The 23,949-nt window shown below is 70.0% G+C and carries 5 protein-coding genes; all 5 read left to right on the forward strand.

The window, feature by feature from the left end:
* Positions 1-230 precede the first annotated feature (230 nt).
* The 5 genes from F4561_RS33120 (at position 231) to hrpA (ending at position 23,616) form a co-directional block, all read left to right on the forward strand.
* Positions 231-8,849 carry a type I polyketide synthase gene (locus tag F4561_RS33120; RefSeq protein ID WP_184575073.1) on the forward strand — a complete coding sequence of 2,873 codons (8,619 nt, stop codon included), beginning with the start codon at positions 231-233 and terminating at the stop codon, positions 8,847-8,849.
* Position 8,850: 1 nt separating this feature from the next.
* Complete coding sequence (locus tag F4561_RS04545; RefSeq protein ID WP_281384027.1) at positions 8,851-12,231, forward strand: type I polyketide synthase; 3,381 nt, start codon at positions 8,851-8,853, stop codon at positions 12,229-12,231.
* Between the two features lie 51 nt (positions 12,232-12,282).
* The gene (locus F4561_RS04550) at positions 12,283-18,678 is read left to right on the forward strand and encodes a type I polyketide synthase (protein ID WP_184575077.1); all 6,396 of its coding nucleotides are present in this window, start codon (positions 12,283-12,285) and stop codon (positions 18,676-18,678) included.
* Positions 18,679-18,944: 266 nt separating this feature from the next.
* Positions 18,945-19,379, forward strand: coding sequence for a CBS domain-containing protein (locus tag F4561_RS04555; protein WP_184575079.1), 435 nt, complete (start codon positions 18,945-18,947; stop codon positions 19,377-19,379).
* A 310-nt stretch (positions 19,380-19,689) separates the two neighbouring features.
* Positions 19,690-23,616: an ATP-dependent RNA helicase HrpA gene (gene hrpA / locus F4561_RS04560; RefSeq protein ID WP_184575081.1), complete on the forward strand. Its 3,927-nt coding sequence runs from the start codon at positions 19,690-19,692 to the stop codon at positions 23,614-23,616.
* Positions 23,617-23,949 lie beyond the last annotated feature (333 nt).

Genomic DNA, 23,949 nt, shown 5'->3' on the forward strand with positions numbered 1-23,949 from the left:
TATCGTGCTGCGCTTCAATACCCTCCAGAACCTGCTAATGGGCGACTGATAATCGGGAAAAGCGCGATCAAGAGAAACGGAACCGGTTTCGGTAATTTCTTTCCAGGGGCGAGTGAAATTATGCGTTCGGTCTTTTTGGGGTTCGCGTATTAGGATTGCGCTCGGCGAATTTATTCTAGATTCCCGTGCAGGGCTCCCGTATCTGCGGGCAGTGATGGTGGAGGGGTGGCGTGGTGCCGGGCCATTCGCATAATGACGTTCACGAACCGATTGCAGACTCCGCTGATGCGATTGCCGTTGTCGGCGTCGCCTGCCGGTTCCCCGAGGCCGACCAGCCAGGTGACTTCTGGCGGCTGCTCAAGAACGGCGTCAGCGCCATAGGCGAGGTGCCGCCGGAGCGGTGGGGACGGGAACTGGAGGACGCCCCGGAAACGCCGTCGGCCCGGTGGGGCGGATTCATTGACGAGGTAAGTGGTTTCGACGCGGATTTCTTCGGGATCTCCCCGCGCGAGGCGGCCGCGATGGACCCGCAGCAGCGCCTGATGCTGGAACTGAGCTGGGAGGCCCTGGAGGATTCCGGCATCGTTCCCGGGCGCCTCAGACGCAGCGATGCCGGTGTCTTCGTGGCCGCCAGCGCGGACGAGTACGCGGCATTGCTACGCAGAGCCGGTACCGAGGCGATCACCCCGCACACGGCGACCGGGCTGAACCGGGGGGTGATCGCGAACCGGATCTCCTACGTACTGGGCGTGCACGGGCCCAGTATGACCATCGACAGTGGACAGGCCTCCGCTCTCGTCGCTGTGCACACCGCGTGCGAGAGCCTGCGCCGTGGAGAGTCCGACCTCGCCATCGTCGGTGCGGTCAGCCTGATGCTCGCGCCAGACGGCTTCGTCGACCTTTCGAGGCTCGGTGTGCTGTCACCGGATGGCCACTGTTACACGTTCGACGCCCGCGCCAATGGCATTGTGCGGGGCGAGGGCGGGGGAGCCCTCGTGCTCAAGCAACTGAGCCAGGCTGTCCACGACGGTGACCCCGTCTACTGTGTGGTTCGCGGCAGTGCCGTCAACCACGGTGGCGCCTCCGACAGCCTCACCGTGCCCAGTGCTTCCGCCCAGGAGAAGGTGCTCAGACGGGCTTGCCGGCACGCCGGGGTGGACCCCGCGCACCTCGGGTACGTGGAGCTGCACGGCACCGGTACACCGGTCGGCGACCCCATCGAGGCGGCCGCCTTGGGATCGGTCTTCGGTGCCGCGAGGCCGCGCGCCGATCCGCTGCCGGTGGGGTCCGTCAAGACTAATATCGGTCACCTGGAAGGAGCGGCTGGCCTAGCCGGATTGATCAAGACCGCGCTGAGCATCAAGCACCGGGAGATTCCCGCCAGCCTGAACTTCGAGTCAGCCAACCCCCGGATACCCCTGGACGAGCTGAACCTGCGGGTGCAGACCGCACCGGGCCCGTGGCCACCGGCGAGCCGGCCACTGGTCGCCGGAGTGAGCTCGTTCGGTATGGGCGGAACGAACGCGCACGTCCTGCTGTCGGAGGCGCCGGACCACGGCGCCCAACAGCGTGCCACCAGCTCGGCCCCTCCCAAGCGGGATCTGGGCGTGCTGCCCTATGCCGTGTCGGGGAGATCCGCCGAGGCGCTTCGTGACCAGGCGACGCGCTTGCGGTCGCATCTGGAGGCGCATCCGGAACTCGACCTCGGCGATGTGGCGCATTCCCTGATCACCACACGCTCGGCGTTCGACCACCGCGCGGTCGTCATGGCCGAGGACCGTGCGCGGCTCGTGGCGGGGCTGGACGCGGTGGCTCGTGGTGAGCCGGCCTCGAACGTCGCACGGCAGCGGGGGCCGGCCGCAGGAGACGCCAACGGGGCAGTTCTGGTTTTTCCGGGGCAGGGGGCGCAGTGGTTGGGGATGGCGCGGGGGCTTCTGGGGGAGTCGGTGGTGTTCGCGGAGCGGATGGAAGCGTGTGGTGATGCGCTTGCGCCGTTTGTGGACTGGTCGCTGTTTGGTGTTGTTCGGGGGGAGCGGGGGGCGCCGTCGCTGGAGCGGGTGGATGTTGTGCAGCCCGTGTTGTGGGCGGTGATGGTGTCGCTGGCTGAGGTGTGGCGTTCGATGGGGGTGCGGCCGGCCGCTGTTGTGGGGCACTCGCAGGGTGAGGTCGCGGCGGCGTGTGTGGCGGGGGCGCTGTCGTTGGAGGACGGGGCGAGGGTGGCGGCGTTGCGTTCCCAGGCGATTGCGGCTCTGTCCGGAACGGGGGGGATGGCTTCGGTCTCGTTGCCGGTGGGGCGTGTGCGGGAGCGCCTGGCGGGTTTTGGTGAGCGTGTGCAGGTCGCCGCTGTCAACGGGCCTGGTTCGACTGTGGTCGCGGGAGATCCTGAGGCGCTTGGGGAGGTGGTGGCCGGCTGCGAGGCCGATGGTGTTCGGGCGCGGGAGATCGACGTGGACTATGCGTCGCATAGCTCCTATGTCGAGGGGATTCGTGATCGGGTGCTGGAGCGGCTTGCTGGTGTCACTCCGGTGGAGCCCGAGGTGCCTTTCTGCTCCACGGTGACTGGTGCGTTGCTGGACGGTGAGGTGTTGGACGCGGGGTACTGGTATCGGAACCTGCGGCATACCGTTCGTTTCGAGCACGCGGTGCGTGCGCTTGTTGATGCCGGGCATCGGGTGTTCATCGAGGCTGGGCCGCACCCTGTGCTTACGGGTGCGATCGAGCAGACGCTTGAGGAGACCGGTGTTACTGGTACGGCGCTGGGCACGTTGCGTCGTGACGAGGGCGGTTGGGACCGGGTGTTGGCATCGGCCGCTGAGGCGTGGGTGAGCGGTGTGTGTGTCGATTGGAGCTTCGCGTTCGATGGTCGGCCCGCTCACCGTGTCGATTTGCCGACTTACCCGTTCCAACGGCGCCGGCACTGGCTGGAACCGGCCAGTGGTGGCAAAGGCGCGCGAAAGCTGGGACTAACCCCCACCGACCACCCGCAGGAGACATCAGCCGAACGGCCCAACGAGACCGACGAGACAGCGGCTCTGGCCGATCCGACGGACGCGCCACTGGCCCAGCGTCTGGCCAGCCTCACGGAGCCGGAAGCGCGACGCCGCGTCCTGGGCCTGGTGTGCGCTGAGGTGGCGGTGGCCCTGGGGCACGGGGACGCGGCCGCCGTCGACACTGGGCGGAGCTTCAAGGAGCTCGGCTTCGACTCGCTCATGGCGGTGGAGGTCCGCAACTCGCTGCAGGTCTCCACCGGACTGCGCCTTCCGGCCCCTCTGCTCTTCGAACACCCCACGCCGGAGGAACTGGCACGGCACCTACTGGACACAACCCGCGGAGTCCAGTCCGGCGCGGCCGGTTCCGAACCGGCCCGGACACCCGATGACGAGCCGATCGCGATCGTCGGGATGGCCTGCCGATACCCGGGAGGCATCGAGACTCCCGAGGAGCTTTGGCGGCTCGTCGCTGAAGGAACCGACGCTATTACGCCGTTCCCCGAAGACCGGGGCTGGAACCTATCGGAGCTGTATGACGGCGACCCGGAGGTCGCCGGCCGGAGCTACGTGACCGAAGGCGGGTTCCTCAACGACGTCAGCGGGTTCGACGCGGAGTTCTTCGGCATCAGCCAGCGCGAGGCGGCCGCGATGGACCCGCAGCAGCGACTGGTTCTCGAATCCTGCTGGGAAGCGGTAGAACGCGCCGGCATCGACCCCGCCTCGTTGCGTGGCAGCCGTTCCGGGGTCTTCGTCGGCGCTATGTCGGCAGAGTACGGGCCGCGTCTCCACGAAGCGCCGCAGGATGCGGCGGGGTTCCTCCTCACCGGCGGCACATCCAGCGTCATGTCCGGACGGGTGGCGTTCTCCCTGGGGTTGGAAGGACCCGCGGTCACCGTCGACACCGCGTGCTCGTCGTCACTGGTGGCGCTGCACATGGCCGCGCGTGAGCTGCGCACCGGGGGGTGCTCTCTGGCACTGGCCGGCGGTGCCACCGTCATGTCCAGTCCGGGGATCTTCACCGAGTTCAGCCGGCAGCGCGGGTTGGCCCCGGATGGCCGCTGCAAGTCCTTCGCGTCCACCGCCGACGGCACCGCCTGGGCCGAAGGCGTCGGCGTTCTGGTCCTTGAGCGCCTCTCCGACGCCCAACGCAATGGGCACCGCGTCCACGCGGTGATTCGGGGAAGCGCGGTCAACCAGGACGGTGCCTCGAACGGCCTGACCGCTCCCAGCGGGCCGGCGCAGGAACAGGTCATCCGTGAGGCCCTCGCGAACGCCCGGCTGTCGGCGGATGACATCGCGGCGGTGGAGGCCCATGGCACCGGTACGCGCCTGGGTGACCCGATCGAGGCCCAGGCCCTCCTCGCCACGTACGGCCAGGGGAGGGGCCCCGACCAGCCACTGTGGTTGGGCTCGCTGAAGTCCAACATCGGGCATGCCCAGGCGGCCGCCGGAGTGGGGGGCGTGATCAAGATGGTCGAGGCGATGCGGCGGGAGGTGCTCCCGCCCACCCTGCACGTCGACGAGCCGTCCCCGCACGTGGACTGGTCCGGCGGGGAACTCGCGCTGCTGACCGAGCCGGTCCTGTGGCCCCGGGGCGACAACCCGCGCCGCGCCGGTGTCTCCTCGTTCGGGATCAGCGGCACCAACGCGCACCTCATCGTCGAGGAACCCCCGGACGCCCCTTCCGACGTCGAGCCGGTGCCTGCCGAGGAAGCACCCCCCGGCGACGAACCGTTCCCATGGGTCGTCTCCGCGAAGTCGGCCCCGGCGCTCCACGCGTACGCCGGTCGGCTACGCGATGCCGTCGCGGCTGACCCGGTTATGCGGCCAATGGATGTCGGGTGGTCACTCACCGAGTCACGCTCGGCGTTCGACCACCGCGCGGTCGTCGTGGCCCGGGATCGGGACGGCTACCTGGCGGGTCTGGACGCTGTGGCCCAAAGCGCGCCGTCGCCCCGGGGGGTGGTGCAGGGCGGACCCGCGCGGGCAGAGGACCCAGTTCTGGTTTTTCCGGGGCAGGGGGCGCAGTGGTTGGGGATGGCGCGGGGGCTTCTGGGGGAGTCGGTGGTGTTCGCGGAGCGGATGGAAGCGTGTGGTGATGCGCTTGCGCCGTTTGTGGACTGGTCGCTGTTTGGTGTTGTTCGGGGGGAGCGGGGGGCGCCGTCGCTGGAGCGGGTGGATGTTGTGCAGCCCGTGTTGTGGGCGGTGATGGTGTCGCTGGCTGAGGTGTGGCGTTCGATGGGGGTGCGGCCGGCCGCTGTTGTGGGGCACTCGCAGGGTGAGGTCGCGGCGGCGTGTGTGGCGGGGGCGCTGTCGTTGGAGGACGGGGCGAGGGTGGCGGCGTTGCGTTCCCAGGCGATTGCGGCTCTGTCCGGAACGGGGGGGATGGCTTCGGTCTCGTTGCCGGTGGGGCGTGTGCGGGAGCGCCTGGCGGGTTTTGGTGAGCGTGTGCAGGTCGCCGCTGTCAACGGGCCTGGTTCGACTGTGGTCGCGGGAGATCCTGAGGCGCTTGGGGAGGTGGTGGCCGGCTGCGAGGCCGATGGTGTTCGGGCGCGGGAGATCGACGTGGACTATGCGTCGCATAGCTCCTATGTCGAGGGGATTCGTGATCGGGTGCTGGAGCGGCTTGCTGGTGTCACTCCGGTGGAGCCCGAGGTGCCTTTCTGCTCCACGGTGACTGGTGCGTTGCTGGACGGTGAGGTGTTGGACGCGGGGTACTGGTATCGGAACCTGCGGCATACCGTTCGTTTCGAGCACGCGGTGCGTGCGCTTGTTGATGCCGGGCATCGGGTGTTCATCGAGGCTGGGCCGCACCCTGTGCTTACGGGTGCGATCGAGCAGACGCTTGAGGAGACCGGTGTTACTGGTACGGCGCTGGGCACGTTGCGTCGTGACGAGGGCGGTTGGGACCGGGTGTTGGCATCGGCCGCTGAGGCGTGGGTGAGCGGTGTGTGTGTCGATTGGAGCTTCGCGTTCGATGGTCGGCCCGCTCACCGTGTCGATTTGCCGACTTACCCGTTCCAACGGCGCCGGCACTGGCTGGAACCGGCCAGTGGTGGCAAAGGCGCGCGAAAGCTGGGACTAACCCCCACCGACCACCCGCTGCTGGGAAGCGTCACCGATTTGGCGGACGGCGAAGGCACGTTGCTAACCGGATGGCTGTCCCGGCACAGCCATCCGTGGCTGGCCGACCACGCCCTGTCCGGTACCGCCCTAGTGCCGGGCGCCGCGCTCGCCGACCTCGTCATCGGTGCCGGCGACGAGGCGGGCTGCGGCCGGCTCGACGAGCTCGTCATACGGGCCCCGCTGGGTCTCCCCGAACAGGGCGGCGTGCACCTGCAGATCCTCCTCGCGAGCGCCGACGAGTCGAACCGCCGGCGCTTCACCGTGCACTCGCGGCCGGACGAAGCGCGCGGTGAGCCCTGGCTACTGCACGCCGAAGGGATGCTCAGCGACACCGAGAACGAACGGGAACCGGGCTTTGACCTGAGCGTGTGGCCGCCACGTGACGCCGTGCCGATCGACACCAGCGACGCCTACGACCGACTGGCGGGTCGGGGATACGACTATGGCGCGGCCTTCCGCGGCCTGCGGGGCGCCTGGCGGCGGGACTCCGACATCTTCGCCGAGGTGGAACTGGTGCCCGATCTGCGCGCCGACGCGCCGTCCTTTGGGGTGCATCCGGCGCTGCTTGAGGCGGCGCTGCACGCGTTGCCGCTTGGCAGGACCGGCGGCGACGACACGATACGACTCCCGTTCACCTGGGACGGTGTCCGGCTGCACGCGGTCGGCGCGACCGCGTTACGCGTGCGGCTCTCGCTGGACGGCGACCATGTGTCGCTGCTGGCGGCCGATACGGCGGGCGCGCCGGTCCTGTCCGCCGAGGGCCTGCGCATGGGGCCGGTCACGCCCGACTGGCTGGATTCCGCCCGTCGTGCCCCCGATGATGACGCATTGTTCGAGCTGCGCTGGACGGGCGTGCCCATTCCGCAGGAAACGCCGCCCGGCCCCTGGGCTGTGATCGGAACTAACGGGGCCGGGGCCGACGCGGGCACTGAGGTCCACCCGGACCTGGCCTCGCTGCGTGCCGCCGTCGATGGCGGAGCCACCGTTCCGCGCGTGGTCATCGCCCCGTGTCCGGACGAACCCCGTGCCGACAGCGTAGCGGCCGCGCGCACGGCCACACTGTACGTTCTCGAACTGCTGCAGGAATGGCTCGACGACTCCCGGTTCGCGGATTCGCGGCTGGTCGTGCTGACGCGGCGCGCCGTCGTCACCGGTACGGGCGAGAGGGCGCCCCGCCTGTCGGAGGCCCCGGTGTGGGGTCTGGTGCGCTCCGCCCAGTCCGAGTACCCCGACCGGTTCACGCTGCTCGATCTCGACGACAGCGATGACCCCACCCTCCCGATGGCGGCCGTAGCCTCCGGCGAACCGCAGATGGCTGTGCGCGATGGGCACGTCTACCTGCCGCTCCTGACCCGGGTCGCTCACGGGGCCGAGCCGCCGCCCACCGATGGCTCGCCGCACTGTCCACTGGACCCAGCGGGCACCGTGCTCATCACCGGCGGGACCGCGCCACTGGGCAGGCTGGTCGCCCGGAGACTGGTCACCCGGCACGGTGCGCGCCGTCTGCTGCTGGCCGGCGCCGAGGACGACGGCGCCGAGGACCTGCGCACGGAGCTTGCCCAGCTCGGCGCCACTGTTGAGGTGGTCGAGTGCGACTGCGCCGACCGCGACGCCCTGGCGGGCCTTCTCGCGTCCATCCCCGGTGACCGGCCACTGACGGCGGTTGTCCACGCGTCCGGGGTCCTTGCCGACGCCACGATCACTTCCCTCTCCGCGAAGCAGCTGGACGACGTGTGGGGGCCGAAGTCCGAAGCGGCGATGAACCTGCACGAGCTGACAGCCGACCTACCGGCCGTCAGGCTCGTGCTGTTCTCCTCGGTCTCTGGTGTCATCGGCGGAGCAGGTCAGGGAAACTACGCGGCCTCCGCCACCTTCGTGGACGCCCTCGCGCTACACCGCCACTCCGAAGGGCTTCCCGCGACCTCGCTCGCCTGGGGACTGTGGGACGACGCCAGCGGCGTGACCGGCCGGCTGCACGACGCCGACCGCGCCCGCATGGCTCGCAGTGGCATCGCCGCCATGTCGGCCGAGCAAGGGCTAGCCATGTTCGACGCTGCCCTTTCCGCCGGCCGGCCGAACCTGGTGTCGGCGCGTTTGGACACAACGACGCCGCGCACGAACGCCGATCCCCCGGCCGTCCTGCGTGATCTGGTTCCCGGCGCGGCGCGGCGGCGCGTGACCGCGAGCGAGTCCGACGGCGGAGCGACACTCGCCGACCGGCTGTCCGCCCTTCCGTTGGGGGAGCGCGAGCGCGCCCTGGGCGATCTTGTCCACACAGAGGTGGTCGTTGTCCTCGGCAAGGACTCATCGGACGCCGTCCAGGCCACTCGGCCGTTCGCCGAGCTCGGGTTCGACTCGCTCACCGCCGTCGAACTTCGGAACCGGCTCAACCGGGCCACGGGACTCCGGCTCCCCCCGACCGTGCTCTTCGACCACCCGACACCGGCCGCCCTGATCGGGCTTCTTCGGGAGGAGCTGCTACCGGAGGACGAACCGGACCCGGGCACCGGCCCGGGCAAGGACGATGCGCGGCGGGCTCTCGAGTCGGTCCCGCTGGATCGTCTCCGCGACGCCGGGGTGCTGGACGCGCTGCTCGAACTGGCGCGCTCTCCGGAGGAGGAGCCCCCAGCCAACGACAACGGGCACGCCCGGATCGACGCTATGGAAGTCGATGACCTCGTGCAGATGGCACTGAATGAGAGCGGTCCCTCGGACCCTGACTTCGGAGGCTGAGTTGGCTACAGATCACGAGAAGGTCGTTGAGGCGCTTCGGTCCGCGCTGAAAGAGAACGAACGCCTCCGCGAGCAGAACTCTCGGCTGGAGGACGAGGCGTCGGAGCCCATCGCAATCGTCGGGATGGGGTGCCGCTATCCGGGGGGAGTGAGCTCCCCGGACGACCTGTGGGACCTCGTGGAGACGGGGACGGATGCCATTTCGGATTTCCCCACCGACCGCGGGTGGGACCTGGAACGGCTGTTCGACCCGGACACCACCCGGCCCGGTACGAGCTATGTGCGTGAGGGCGGGTTCATCGACGATGCCCCCGGTTTCGACGCCGACTTCTTCGGAATCAGCCCGAACGAGGCACTGGCCATGGACCCGCACCAGAGGGTCGTGCTCGAGGTCGCCTGGAAGGCCATCGAACACGCGCGCATCGCCCCCGCGTCTTTGCGTGGGACCCGGACGGGCGTCGTCATCGGCGCGGTCGCGCAGGAGTACGGCCCCAGACCCGGTGAAGCCGCCGAGGACCTCGACGGCCTGATCCTCACCGGTGGCATCGGCGGCGTCGTGTCGGGCCGAGTGTCCTACACGCTGGGCCTGGAAGGGCCTGCGATGACCATCGACACCGCGTGCTCCTCCTCGCTGGTCGCCCTGCACCTCGCCTGCCAGTCGCTGCGGTCGGGTGAGTGCTCGCTCGCGCTGGCGGGCGGCGTCACCGTCATCTCGCACCCCGGCGTGTTCACCGAGTTCAGCCGGCAACAAGGGCTGGCCCGTGATGGCCGGTCCAAGTCGTTCGCGGCTACGGCGGACGGCACCGGATGGGCGGAAGGGGCCGGGGTGCTGGTGCTCGAGCGCCTCTCGGAAGCGCAGCGCAACGGCCGGAGGATTCTTGGTGTCGTCCGCGGCAGCGCGGCCAACCAGGACGGCGCGTCCAACGGGTTGACCGCACCGAACGGTCCGGCGCAGCAACGGGTTATCCGCGAGGCGCTGGCCAACGCGCGGCTGGCCGCGGACGACATCGACGCCGTGGAGGCGCACGGCACCGGCACCGCGCTCGGTGACCCGATCGAGGCCCAGGCGATCCTGGCGACCTACGGGCGGGCCCGCGCGCGGGAGCATCCGCTGTGGTTGGGGTCGCTGAAATCCAACATCGGTCACAGTGTGGCCGCCGCCGGAGTCGGCGGGGTGATCAAGATGGTCATGGCCATGCGCCACGGGATGCTGCCGCGGAGCCTGCACATCGAGGAGCCGACCCCGCACGTCGACTGGTCTGGTGGGTCCGTGCAGCTCCTCCGCACGGCGACGCCGTGGCCGGAGACGAGGCGGCCGCGCCGCGCGGGTGTCTCGTCCTTCGGGATCAGCGGCACGAACACGCACGTGATCGTGGAGGAGGCCCCGGAACCGCCCGCCCCGGAGAAGGAGGCGAGCGGCGTCGGCGCGGCAGTGACCACCCCGTCGCTGCCGTGGGTCCTGTCGGCCCGAACCCCGACCGCCCTGGCGGCCGGTGCCCGCCAGTTGTGCGACCGAGTGGAGAGTGATGAGGCTGTCGCACCGGCGGACGTCGGCCTCTCTCTGGCCACAACGCGCTCGCACTTCGAGCACCGGGCCGCGATCATCGCCGATGGACGTGCCGAGTTCCTCCGTGAGCTGCGCACGCTCGCCGAAGCGGGCACCGGGCCGGCCACGATCCGGGGACGCGGCTTCCGCGACCCCGGGGCGACGGCCTTCCTGTTCACCGGGCAGGGCAGCCAGCGGCCGGGCATGGGGCGGGAGCTCTACGAGAGCTTTCCCGGTTTCGCCGAAGCCCTTGACGAGGTCTGCACCCATCTCGCCGCGCACCTCGATCACCCCATACGCGACGTGATGTTCGCCTCGCCCGGATCCAAGGAAGCGGAATCGCTCGACCAGACGGCGTACACCCAGCCCGCCCTGTTCGCTCTTGAGGTCGCGCTCGCGCGCTTCCTGGAAGACCTCGGTGTCGTCCCGGACTTCGTGCTCGGCCACTCTGTCGGCGAGCTGGCTGCCGCGCACGTAGCGGGAGCACTCACGCTGCCCGACGCCTGCGCGCTCGTGACGGCCCGGGGCCGGCTCATGCAGGCGCTGCCGGCCGACGGCGCGATGATCGCCGTGCAGGCGTCCGAGGAGCAGGTCAGCGCGTCATTGGCCGATCAGGAGGGCCGTGCCGTGGTCGCCGCGGTAAACGGCCTCGCCGCGACCGTCGTCTCCGGCGACGACGGCGCCGTGACTGGGATCGCACAGTTGTGGGAGGCGCGCGGGGTCAAGACGCGGCGACTGCCCACAGGGCTCGCCTTCCATTCCCCGCGCATGGAACCGGTACTCGACGACATCCGGCGCGTGGCCGAAAGGGTCCGGATCCACCCTCCGCGCGTCCCGATCATCTCCAATGTCACCGGTGAACCGCTGACCATGGAGGAGCTCGGTGACCCTGGTTACTGGGGGCGGCAGCTCAGCGCCGCGGTGCGGTTCAGCGACGGTGTCCACCGGCTCGGTGACAACGGCGTCGCGACCTTCGTCGAACTCGGCCCGCAGGGCGTACTCGCCCCGATGGCGCTCCAGTGCCTCAGCGAGAGGGGCGCGCATGCCGGTGACGGAACCGACAACGTACTGGCCACCCCCGTTCTGCACAACGACCGATCGGAGCCGCGCTGCCTGGTCAGCGCGCTCGCCGAGGCATACGTGCACGGTGTTCCCGTTGACCTCGCCCCCCTGTTCGGCGGGGCCGGGCACATCGACCTCCCGACCTATCCGTTCCAGCGTCGTCGCTACTGGCTTCCTGTCCCGGGCAGCGCGGCGGCGGAGCCGGCCCCGGTCGTCATGGACACGACTGAGCCCGATGACGCTCCCGACGGGTCCGATGTGCGCCAGGCCATCGCCGGCCTCTCCGGAGCCGAGCGGGAACACGCCGTTCTGGACCTGGTGTGTGCGCAGACGGCGGCCGTACTCGGCCACGAGTCTGGTGACGCCGTCGAAATGGGCCGCGGGTTCACCGACGCGGGGGTCGACTCGCTAGCTGCGGTCCGGATCCGCGACCGCCTTGTCCGAGCCACGGATGTCCGGTTGCCGACCACCGCGGTTTTCGATCATCCCACGCCCGAGGCACTCGCGCGCTATCTCACGAGCCAGCTCGATGGGCAGGAACCGGAAACTCCGCCCGTCCTGGCCGAGCTGGACCGCCTGCGCTCGGCGCTCGCGTCGGACGAGGCGATAGACCGCGCCACCCGCAAGCGGGTGGCCGACGACCTGCGCGAGCTGCTGGCCGGACTCGACGAGCCGGGGCCCGACGACCGGGCGGACGCGAGCGACCAGAACCTCGACCAAGCGACCGACGACGAGCTCCTCGAGCTCCTCAACAAGGAGTTCGGGATCTCCTGAGCACGCCCACCTTTACCAAGTCGCGCGCTACCTCCCGAGGAGAGGAGTCCAGTGTCGAACGAGGGCAAGTTCCGCGACATGCTCAAGCGGATGACGGTCGATCTCCGCGACGCTCGGCGGCAAGTCCAGGAGCTTCACGAGAAGCAGCATGAGCCGATCGCCATCGTGGGCATGGGATGCCGTTACCCGGGAGGAGTCGACTCACCGGAGGCACTGTGGGAGCTGGTCGCGTCCGGGACGGACGCGATCTCGGAGTTCCCCGAGGACCGGGGATGGGACCTGGACGGGTTGTTCGATACCGACCCCGACCGGCCCGGAACGAGCTATGCCCGCGAAGGCGGGTTCATCGACGACGCCCCCGGTTTCGACGCCGGCTTCTTCGGGATCAGCCCCCGCGAGGCGCTGGCCATGGACCCGCAACAGCGCCTGCTCCTGGAAACCTCGTGGGAGGCGATCGAACGCGCCGGCATCGTCCCTGACGCCCTTCGGGGAACCACCACCGGCGTCTACGCCGGGGTGGTCGCCCAGGACTACGGGCCGCGGCTGTCCACCGCGGCGGATGGGATGGAAGGCCACCTGGTGACCGGCAACGCGGCCAGCGTCACCGCCGGGCGGGTGGCCTACACCCTCGGCCTCGAAGGACCCACGCTGGCAGTTGACACCGCCTGTTCGTCTTCATTGGTCGCCGTGCACCTGGCGTGTCAGGCCCTGCGAAACGACGAGTGCTCGTTCGCGCTCGCCGGGGGAGCCACGGTCCTGCCCGACCCGGGCCACTTTGTCGCGTTCAGCCGGCAGCGTGCGCTGTCGCCTGAAAGCCGCTGCAAGGCGTTCGCCGCCTCCGCCGATGGCACCGCCTGGGCCGAAGGCGCCGGAATGCTTCTCCTCGAACGTCTCTCCGAGGCCCGCCGCAACGGGCACCGAGTGCTCGGGCTGATGGACGGCAGCGCGGTCAACCAGGACGGCGCGAGCAGTGGGCTCACCGCACCCAACGGCCCCGCACAGCAGAAGGTGATCCGCCGGGCTCTGGCCGACGCCCGGCTGACCCCTGACCAGGTCGACGCCGTGGAGGCGCACGGTACCGGCACGCCGCTGGGCGACCCCATCGAGGCCAACGCGCTCCAAGAGGTCTATGGCCGCGAGCGCCCCGCTGGACAGCCGCTGCAACTGGGCTCACTCAAGTCCAATATCGGGCACAGCGCCGCCGCCGCCGGAGTCGGCGGGGTGATCAAGATGGTCATGGCCATGCGCCACGGGATGCTGCCGCGGAGTCTGCACATCGACGACCCCACCCCGAAGGTCGACTGGTCCGCCGGTTCCGTGGAGCTGCTCACCGAGGTGAGGCCGTGGCCGGCGACGTCCCGGCCACGCCGATCCGGGGTCTCCTCGTTCGGGATGAGCGGGACGAACGCCCACGTCATCGTGGAGCAGGCGCCGGACGGCGGCGACACTGACGACGCTGACGCGGCCAATGGCCGAGACGAACCCGTCCAGGCGGCGGGCACGGCGGCCCTCGCCGGCGGATCCACGGTTCCGTGGCTGCTGTCCGGGCGCACCGAGGCGGCGCTGCGGGCGCAGGCGCTGCGGCTGCGTGAGCGTGTCGGTGCGCAGCCGGACGTGAACGCGGCCGACGTGGGGTACTCGCTCGCCATGGCGCGCACGCACTTCGAGGAGCGTGCCGTCGTGCTCGGCCACCGGCCCGAGAAGCTGTCCCAGGGATTGGCGGCGCTGGCCGGGGGAACACCCGCCGACGGTGTGGTGCGTGGCTCGGTGGGCAAACCGGGCGGGGTCGTCTTCATGTTCCCCGGTCAGGGGGCGCAGTGGGTGGGAATGGCAGCCGACCTTCTGGAGTCCTCGGACGTCTTTCGGGACAGTGTCGCCGAGTGTGCGCGGGCGCTGGATCCGTACGTGGAGTGGTCGCTGCTGGATGTGCTGCGTTCGGCCGAGGGGGCGCCGGGGCTTGACCGGCTCGATGTGGTGCAGCCGGCGTTGTTCGCGGTGATGGTGTCGCTGGCGCGCATGTGGCGTTCCTGCGGTGTGGAGCCGGCCGCGGTGGTGGGGCATTCGCAGGGGGAGGTCGCGGCGGCCTATGTCGCGGGTGCGTTGTCGCTGCCGGACGCGGCGCGGATCGTGGCGCTGCGGAGCCGGTTGCTGCTGGAGCTGCGTGACGCGGGTGGACTCGTGTCGCTGGGTGTGGGGGCAGCCGAGACTGAGGTGCTGATCGAGCCGTGGCAGGGCCGGCTGGTTGTCGGCGGGATTAACGGGCCGTCATCGACGGTGGTCGCCGGCGACGCGGAGGCCGTGGCGGAGCTGGTCGCCATGAGTGAGGAGCGCGGGATTCGGGCGCGGGAGGTGCCGGCCAGTGTGCCGACCCATTCGGCGCACGCCGAAGGCATCCGGGACGAGATACTGCGTGTGTTCGCCGACATCACGCCGATGCCGGGCGAGGTTCCCTTCTACTCGACTGTGCGGACCCAGCGAATCGACGGGAGCGAACTGGGCGCTCGGTACTGGTACGAGAACATGCGTCACCCGGTCCAGCTTGACCCCACGGTGCGTGAGCTGTCCGCGCGGGGGCACCATGCGTTCGTTGAGGTGAGCCCGCACCCGGTGCTGACGATGGCGGTGGCCGAGACCATGGAGGACGCCGGGGTGGCCGACCCGGTCGTGGTGGGGACGCTGCGGCGAGATGAGGAGGGGTGGCAGCGGTTCCTGACCTCGATGGCCGAGGCGCATGTGCGTGGCGTGCACGTGGGCTGGGAACGGGTCTTCTATGGATCCGGCGCCGCCGTGGTCGATCTGCCCACGTACCCGTTCCAGCGGCGCCGCTACTGGCTGGAGCCCTCGACCCCTGATGGTGACGTCAGTACCGCGGGTCTGGCTCCCACCCACCACCGTCTGCTTCGTGCCGTGGTGCCGGTGGCCGGCACCGACGACGTGCTTCTCACCGGCCAGCTCTCGGCGCGCCGCGACCCGTGGCTGGCCGACCACGCGGCGCTCGACCGGGCCCTGTTGCCCGGAACGGCGTTCGTTGACCTTGCTTTTTACGCCGGTGAGCAAACAGGCTGCCCCACTGTGGAGGAGCTCACCCTGGGAACTCCATTGTTGATCCCCGACGAGGGCGCGGTGCAGCTTCAGGTCGCCGTTGGCCACCCCGACGACACCGGCAGGCGGTCCGTGGAGATCCGCTCGCGTCTCCAACGGGCCGGGGACGGCGCCGCGCATGACGACGGGCCGTGGACCCGGCACGCCGAGGGCGTTCTCGGGCCGGAGACCGGGGCCACGGCGCCACCCACCCGCCCCGCTGGAACCTGGCCCCCCGAGGGAGCAACCCCCCTGCCCGTGGACGGCGCCTACGGCCGGCTGGCCGAGCAGGGGTATGGGTACGGGCCCGCGTTCCAGGGGCTCCAGGCCGCCTGGCGGGTCGGCGAGGACATCTATGCCGAGGTATGTCTACCCGAGGCGCAGCACGCCGACGCCGCGGAGTTCTGCATCCACCCCGCGCTACTCGACTCCGCGCTGCACGCGCTCGGAGTCGCGGCCCTCAGCGATGCCGAATCCGGGGAAGATGGCCAGCTACGACTCCCGTTCTCGTGGAACGGGGCCACCCTGTGGGCAACGAACGCCACCATGGTGCGCGTTCGGTTGTCGCCGGCCGGCGCGAACGACCTGTCGATGAGCGTCACCGATCCCACCGGCGCACCGGTGGCCACCGTGGCCGCGCTGACCACGCGTCCGGTGACCCGGCAGCAGCTTACCGCCGGAACCGACGCGGGCTCGGACGACATGTTCGCCCTGGAGTGGGGCACGGTCGGCGCCAGTGTCAGCGCCGAAGCGACCGCCATGGCAGGGCTGGCGGTCATCGGGGAGGACAACCACGGCCTGGGGGCCGCGTTCGCCCCGGCGGTCGCGAATGTTCACCCGGACCTCGCGTCTCTCAACGCGGCGGTGACGCGCGGGGACCCGCCCCCGGACCTGGTGGTCCTACCGTGCCTGCCGGACAGTGAAGCGGTGGTGGCCGGCGCGCGGTCCAGCACCCGCGCGATGCTGGCGACCCTTCAGGCCCACCTGGCCGACGACGCGCTGGCAGGCACGAAGGTGGCGATCCTTACGCGCGGGGCTGTGGCGGCGGTCCCCGGTGACTCCGTGCCCGATCTCGCCCACGCCCCGCTGTGGGGGATGATCCGGGCCGTCCAGTCGGAGAATCCCGACCGGTTCACCCTCGTCGACGTCGACGACACCGGGACCGCCATCAGGCACGTTCCGGGGGCCATTGCCACGGGAGAGCCGCAGGTCGCGATCCGCGATGGGCGGTTGTACGCACCGCGCCTCGGGCGAGCGACGCCACAGGAGGGGGCCGACCCGGACGAACAACATCCCGAACCCCTGCCCGACACCGGAACCGCCCTGGTCACCGGCGCAACCGGGACCCTCGGTCGACTCGTGGCCCGCCACCTGGTCACCGACTATGGAGCCCGGCATCTGATGCTGGTCAGCCGCAGTGGTCGGGACAGCGAAGGCGCCGCCGACCTGGAATCCGAGCTGACCGGGTTGGGGGCCACGGTCACCTTCGCGGCATGCGACGTCGCCGATAGCGAGTCCCTCTCCCGCGCGCTTGCGACCATCCCGCCGAACCGGCCGCTGTCAGCGGTGGTGCACACCGCCGGTGTCCTGGACGACGGTGTCCTAACCTCGCTCACCCCCGAACGGTTCGACCGCGCGATGCGCCCCAAGGTCGACGCCGCGTGGAACCTGCACGACCTGACCCGCGACGACGACCTGTCGCTCTTCGTGCTCTTCTCCTCCGCAGCGGGTGTCTTGGGCGGTCCCGGCCAGAGCAACTACGCCGCGGCGAACGCGTTCCTGGACGCGCTCGCCCACCACCGGCGCGCCCGCGGCCTTCCCGCGATCTCGCTCTCCTGGGGACTGTGGGCGCAGCGCCGCGGCATGGGCGCTGACCTCGACGACACGGACCTGCAACGGATGAACCGCGTGGGCGTGGCCGGGGCGCTGAGCGAGGAGAAAGGTCTCGCCCTGTTCGACGCGGCCCTGGGGCTTGGCCGGCCGCACGTACTGCCCCTGCCGCTGGACCTCGCGACGCTACGCGGGCGCGCCGCCACCAGCGGGGCCGTCCCACCCTTGTTCACCCGGCTCGTGCGGGTGCCCCGCCGAAACGCGTCCGGCGACGGCGCTGGCAACGGCGGCGGTGAGGCGCTGCGGCGTCGGCTCTCGGGGCTCCCGGTGGCCGAAGCCGAGCAGGTCCTCGCCGACCTGGTGCGCGAGCGGGCGGTAGACGTCCTCGGACTCGACGCGGCCGAGGAGATCGGCGCGGAGGAGAACTTCCTCGAACTCGGCTTCGACTCACTCACCGCGATAGAGCTCCGCAACACGCTCAACGCCTCGACCGGAATTCGGCTTCCCTCCGCGGTGGTCTTCAACCACCCAACACCGGCCGCCCTGGCCGCGCATATCCGCACGGAGCTGTCCGCCGCCCATGAGGGCGAAGCACCCCGGGACGCGTCACCCGGTCAGGCGTCCAGCCCCGATGGTGCGCTGTCCGCGCACGCCGCGCCGGGAGACGCGGACGGCGAGGGCGGGATCGTTGCCGTGTTCCGCACGGCCTGCCAGATGGGCAAGATCGACGAGGGGATCCGGATGATCCAGGCGGCCGCTCAGGTACGCCCCACCTTCAGCACAGTCAGGGACCACGGCGCTCCGCCGGCTCCGGTCCAGCTCGCCCACGGGGGGCAACCGCCGAGTCTGGTGTGCTTCCCATCGCTGGTGATGGTCTCCGGAACCCAGGAGTTCGCGCGGTTCGGCGCTGCTATGCGCGAACGGCGGGATGTCATGGTGCTGCCGCAGCCGGGGTTCGCCGAGGGCGGGCCCCTCCCCGCCACCGTCAGCGCCGCTGTCGACCTGCAAACCGAGGCCGTGCGGAAGTGCGCCGGGGACGCTCCTTTCGTCGTCGTCGGCCGGTCTTCTGGAGGATGGATCGCGCACGCCGTGACCGCCCGCCTGGAAAGTCTCGGCTTCTCCCCTCGCGCTCTCCTGCTGCTGGACACGCCCATGCCAGGAGACGAGGCCGCGCTCCCGATCATCGAGACAGGGGTCATCGAGCGCGAACCCGAGTTCGGACTCATGGACCACGCCCGGCTGACCGCCATGGGCGGGTACCTTCGACTGTTCTCGGAGTGGGCCCTCGAACCCGTCGAGACCCCCACGGTGCTGGTGCGCCCCGAGGAGCCCATGCGCGACGCCTCGGGGGCACCCATCGGCGGCACGGGGTGGAAGCTCAACTGGGAGCTCCCGCACACCGAGCTCACCGTGCCGGGGGACCACCTCACGATGCTGGAGGAGCACGCCGATTCGGCGGCCCGGACCGTCGACGACTGGCTGTCGGGCGCCCACGCGCCCGAGCGGGAGAGGGCCACCGCGATCCGGCGGAAGTAGTCCGAGTGGCTCTGGGAGCGCACTCGCCGGCCGTGATCCGCTTTCCGGGCCAGTGCTGGTTTCGGGCCTTCCGGAGTTCGCGGGGTTCTCATCCGGGCTGCCCCGGCCTCGCTTCGTAGCCGTTCCCACCCGCACGACCTCGCGCGGGTGGGAACGGATGTGTTGCCGGGCGCTGATGGGTAGGAGACCACCATCGTGTCCTGCCGCAACGGGGGTTGCGTGCCAACGGCGGGACAGAGACGACACACAAAGGGGGGAACAGATCCATGACCACTGCGTCGGAGATCATGCACGAGGGCGCCGAGTGCGTCGACGAGACCGAGACGGTGAACGCGGCCGCGCGCAAGATGCGCGACCTCGGTGTGGGGGCCCTCCCGATCTGCGGCACCGATCGCCGGCTGAAGGGGATCCTTACCGATCGCGACATCGTGATCAAATGCCTCGCTGAGGACATGAACCCGGCCAACTGCAACGCGTCCGAAATGGCGTCCGGCAAGCCGTTCTACGTCGACGCGGACGCCGACATCGACACCGTCCTGCAGCAGATGATGGAGCACCGGGTCAAGCGGATGCCGGTGATCAGGGACCGCCAGTTGGTCGGCATGATCAGCGAGGCTGACCTCGCCAAGAACCTGCCCGAGCAGAAGGTGACCCAGTTCGTCGAGTCGATCAAGAGCGGCCCGCCGGACCGCGTCTCCTGACGGATCCAGTACGCACGGCGCGCGGGGTCGACCGCACCCGTGAGCCCGGGCCGGGCACCCGCTCGCGGGTGCCCGGCCCGGCACTGTTGCTCCCGGGGCCAGCGCGCCCCTGGAGGCGCCGCGCACAGCGCCCCCATGGGCGCACGGCCGGAGATTCCGAAGAGCGCGCAGAGATTGCCTGGAGCGTGGCGCCGGCTTCCCGGGCGACTGGAATTTCCGCGGCGCCGCGGTCGCTCTCTCCTCGTGGGCCGTGTCAGGCGGCGGCCCGACCGGAAATCCGGTTGCCCGCGCTTCTATCCTTGTGCTCTGTATGGAATCTTCGCCCGTGACACCCCCGCTCTCCGAACTCCGCGAACGGCTGCCCGAGCTGATGCACGCTGACCGGCATCGGCTGCGTCGTCGTATCGAAGGGCTGCGGAAGGTGCGCGGCGAGCGCAAGCGGGCGGCCGTGAGCACCGAGATCGCCAGCGACATAGCCAAGGCCGAGCAGCGGGTCCAGCGACGGCGTTCGGCGGCACCGGACGCGCCGCGGTATCCCGAAGAGCTACCGGTCAGCCAGCGCAAGGACGACATAGCCGAGGCCATCCGCGACCACCAGGTCGTGATCGTCGCCGGGGAGACCGGGTCCGGCAAGACCACCCAGCTTCCCAAGATCTGCATGGAGCTGGGGCGGGGTGTCCTCGGGCGCATCGGCCATACCCAGCCGCGCCGGCTGGCCGCGCGTACCGTCGCCGAGCGCATCGCCGAGGAGCTGTCCTCGCCGCTGGGCGAGACCGTGGGGTACAAGGTCCGCTTCACCGACCAGTCGAGCGACCACACCCTGGTCAAGCTGATGACCGACGGCATCCTGCTGGCGGAAATACAGAATGATCCGTCCCTGTACGGCTACGACACGCTGATCATCGACGAGGCGCACGAGCGCAGCCTGAACATCGACTTCCTGCTCGGCTACGTCAAGCGGCTGCTGGCGCGCCGGCCCGACCTGAAGATCATCATCACCTCGGCCACCATCGACTCCGACCGCTTCTCCCGGCACTTCGGCGACGCCCCGATCGTGGAGGTCTCCGGGCGCACCTACCCCGTTGAGGTCCGCTACCGGCCGATCGCCGAGGCCGGCGCCGACGATGACGGGGACGACAATCCCGAACGCGACCAGCTCCAGGCGATCTGCGACGCGGTCGACGAGCTGCGCGGCGACGGGCCCGGCGACATCCTGGTGTTTCTCAGCGGGGAGCGGGAGATCCGCGACACGGCCGACACGCTGGAGCGGAAGCGGTTTCGCGACACCGAGATCCTCCCGCTCTACGCCCGCCTCTCCGCGGCCGAGCAGCAACGGGTGTTCTCCCCGCGGGGCAAGCGGCGGATCGTGCTGGCCACCAACGTCGCCGAGACCTCGCTGACCGTCCCCGGCATCAGGTACGTGATCGATCCGGGAACGGCGCGCATATCGCGCTACAGCCACCGCACCAAGGTGCAGCGACTGCCGATCGAGGCTATCTCGCAGGCATCGGCCAACCAGCGCAAGGGCCGGTGCGGGCGGGTCGCCGAGGGGATCTGCGTCCGGTTGTACTCTGAGGAGGATTTCCTCTCCCGGCCCGAGTTCACCGACCCCGAGATCCTGCGCACCAACCTCGCGTCCGTCATCCTGCGCATGGCGTCGCTGGGACTCGGCGACATCGCCCGGTTCCCCTTCGTCGACGGCCCGGACCACCGCCAGATCAAGGACGGCGTCCACCTGCTGCAGGAGCTGGGGGCACTCGATCCCAGCAGCAACGATCCCGGCGGCCGCCTCACGGACCTCGGCCGCAAGCTGGCGCAACTGCCGATCGACCCGCGACTGGCCCGCATGGTGCTGGAGGCCGAGCGCAACGGCTGTGTCCGCGAGGTCATGGTCATCGCGGCAGCGTTGTCCATCCAGGACCCGCGGGAGCGTCCGGCGGAGGCGCAGCAGGCGGCCGCCGAGAAACACGCGCGGTTCGCCGATCCCACCTCGGACTTCCTCGCCTACCTCAACCTCTGGGAGTACCTGCGCGAACAGCAGCGGACCCTCTCCGGCAACCAGTTCCGCAAGCTCTGCCGCGCCGAGTTCCTCAACTACCTGCGCGTACGCGAATGGCAGGACATCCACAGCCAGTTGCGGCAGGTCATCAAGGGCATGGGCGTCTCGCTCAACGACGCGCCCCCTGACCCGCGCAACGTGCACATATCCCTGCTGGCCGGCCTGCTCTCGCACATCGGGCTGAAGGATCCCGATAAGCACGAGTACCTCGGCGGGCGGGGCGCCCGGTTCGCGATCTTCCCCGGGTCGTCGCTGTTCAAGAAGCAGCCGCGGTACGTGATGGCCGCCGAGCTGGTGGAGACCTCGCGGCTGTGGGGGCGCGTATGCGCCCGCATCGAGCCCGAATGGGCGGAGTCGCTCGCGCAGCACCTCGTGAAGCGCAGCCACAGCGAGCCGCACTGGGAGAAACGGCGCGGCGCGGTGATGGCCTACGAGCGCGTCACCCTCTACGGGGTTCCGATCGTCGCCGGTCGGAAGGTGAACTACGGCCGGATCGACCCCGAGACCTCGCGCGAGCTGTTCATCCGAAACGCCCTGGTGGAGGGCGACTGGGACACCAACCACGCGTTCTTCCACGAGAACCGGCAGTTGCTGGATGAGGTCGAGGACCTCGAACACCGGGCGCGCCGCCGCGACATCAAGGTCGACGACGAGACGCTCTTCCAGTTCTACGACGCGCGCGTCGGCGCCGAGGCGGTCTCGGCCGCGCACTTCGACACGTGGTGGAAGAAGGCCCGCCGCACGGATCCCGACCTGCTCTCGTTCGAGAGGTCGATGCTGGTCAACGAGAGCGCCGCGGAGATCAGCGAGCAGGACTACCCCGACGAGTGGCACACCGGCGGGTTCACGTTTCCGCTGACCTACCAGTTCGAGCCCGGAACCGAGGCCGACGGCGTCACCGTGCACGTCCCGGTCACCGCGCTGAACCAGATCGACGACGACGGTTTCGACTGGCAGATCCCCGGGCTGCGCGCGGAGCTTGTCACGGCGCTGATCCGCACCCTGCCCAAACCCGTCCGGCGCATGCTGGTGCCGGTGCCGGACCACGCGAAAGCCGTCCTCGAACGCCTCACGCCGTACTCGGAACCGCTCCTGGACGCGCTGACCCGGGAGCTGACCCAGATGACCGGTGAGCGCATCCCCCGCGACGCCTGGAGCCCGGATCAGGTGCCCGACCACCTGCGCATGACATTTCGGGCCACCGACTCCGCCGGCCAGCGGTTGGCCGAAGCCACAAGCCTCGACGAGCTGCGCGCGCGGCTCCGGCCGCAGTTGCGGGCGGAGCTGTCGGAGCGGGCTTCGGGGCTGGAGCGCAGCGGGCTGACCGAATGGGATTTCGGTCCGCTGGAACAGACCTTCGAGCGTTCGGCGGCCGGGCCGGCGGTCAAGGGGTACCCGGCCCTGGTCGACGAGGGCGACAGTGTCGCGATCCGGATCCTCGACAGCGAGGCCGAGCAACGGCGGTCGATGTGGGCCGGCGTGCGGCGGCTGCTCCTGCTGCAGATCCCCTCACCCGAGGCAGCGGTGCGGCGCGGCCTCGACAACCAGACCAAGCTCGCGCTGGGGCACAACCCGCACGGCAGCATGCCGGCACTCATGGAGGACTGCTTGCTGTGCAGCACTGACGCGCTCATGGCCGAGGCCGGTGCCCCGGTGTGGGATGCCGAGGCGTTCGACAAGCTGCGGGAGCACGTCCGCGCCGAGCTCGCCGATACGTTCGCCGATGTGGTCACCCGGGTCGCCCGGGTCCTCGCCAAGGCACACGAGGTCGAACGCTCGCTGAAGGGCAGCACCAGCCTGGCGGTCCTGCCGTCGTTGAACGACGTGCAGAGTCAGTTGGCCGGGCTGATCCACAAGGGCTTTGTTACCGAGACGGGCCGGGACAGGCTTGCCGACCTGCACCGGTACCTGCGCGCGGCCGAGCGCCGGGTCGCCAAGCTGGCCGAGAACCCGCGGCGCGACCAGGTCAGCATGGCCAGCGTCGAGCAGATGCGGCAGGCGTGGCAGCGCCTCGCCGCCGCGGTGGGCCCCGATCGCGCCGCGGAGGCCGACGTCGCCGAGGTCCGGTGGATGGTCGAGGAGCTCCGCGTCAGTTACTTCGCGCAGGAGATCGGCACTGCGCACCCGGTTTCGGATAAGCGCATACTCCGGGCGATTGAGGCGGTTCGGGCTGAGTGAGTGCAGGTCCGCAGTGTACGGTCTCGCAATCTGGTCACCCGGATTCCAATGTGGTGCAGATCACAGTTATCGCACAAATGCCCTCTGTAGTGCATGATCTTGGCAACTGAGTGCCCCGACTTGGAAGAACAGCGCAATTGATCCGTAAGTGGGTTGGAATGGCCTACTGCGCCGGGCCTTCTGTGCTAGCGTGACCGCCGATTCGGCTGTTACTTGGCGGATTGGGTAATGCGGTTCATGTACGGGTGCCCGGAAGGACGCGGATCTCCAGGCGCCCGCGAGAGCGGAACATGGTCCCCACATCCGCCGGACCGTCGTTGAGCACGGGTCGAC

The sequence above is a fragment of the Lipingzhangella halophila genome (assembly GCF_014203805.1).
Lineage (GTDB): Bacteria > Actinomycetota > Actinomycetes > Streptosporangiales > Streptosporangiaceae > Lipingzhangella > Lipingzhangella halophila.

Bases quoted from the DNA above. Each gene is read 5' to 3' on its own strand.
- F4561_RS04555 (WP_184575079.1), top strand. From the start codon at position 18,945: ATGACCACTGCGTCGGAGATCATGCACGAGGGCGCCGAGTGCGTCGAC.
- hrpA (WP_184575081.1), top strand. From the start codon at position 19,690: ATGGAATCTTCGCCCGTGACACCCCCGCTCTCCGAACTCCGCGAACGG.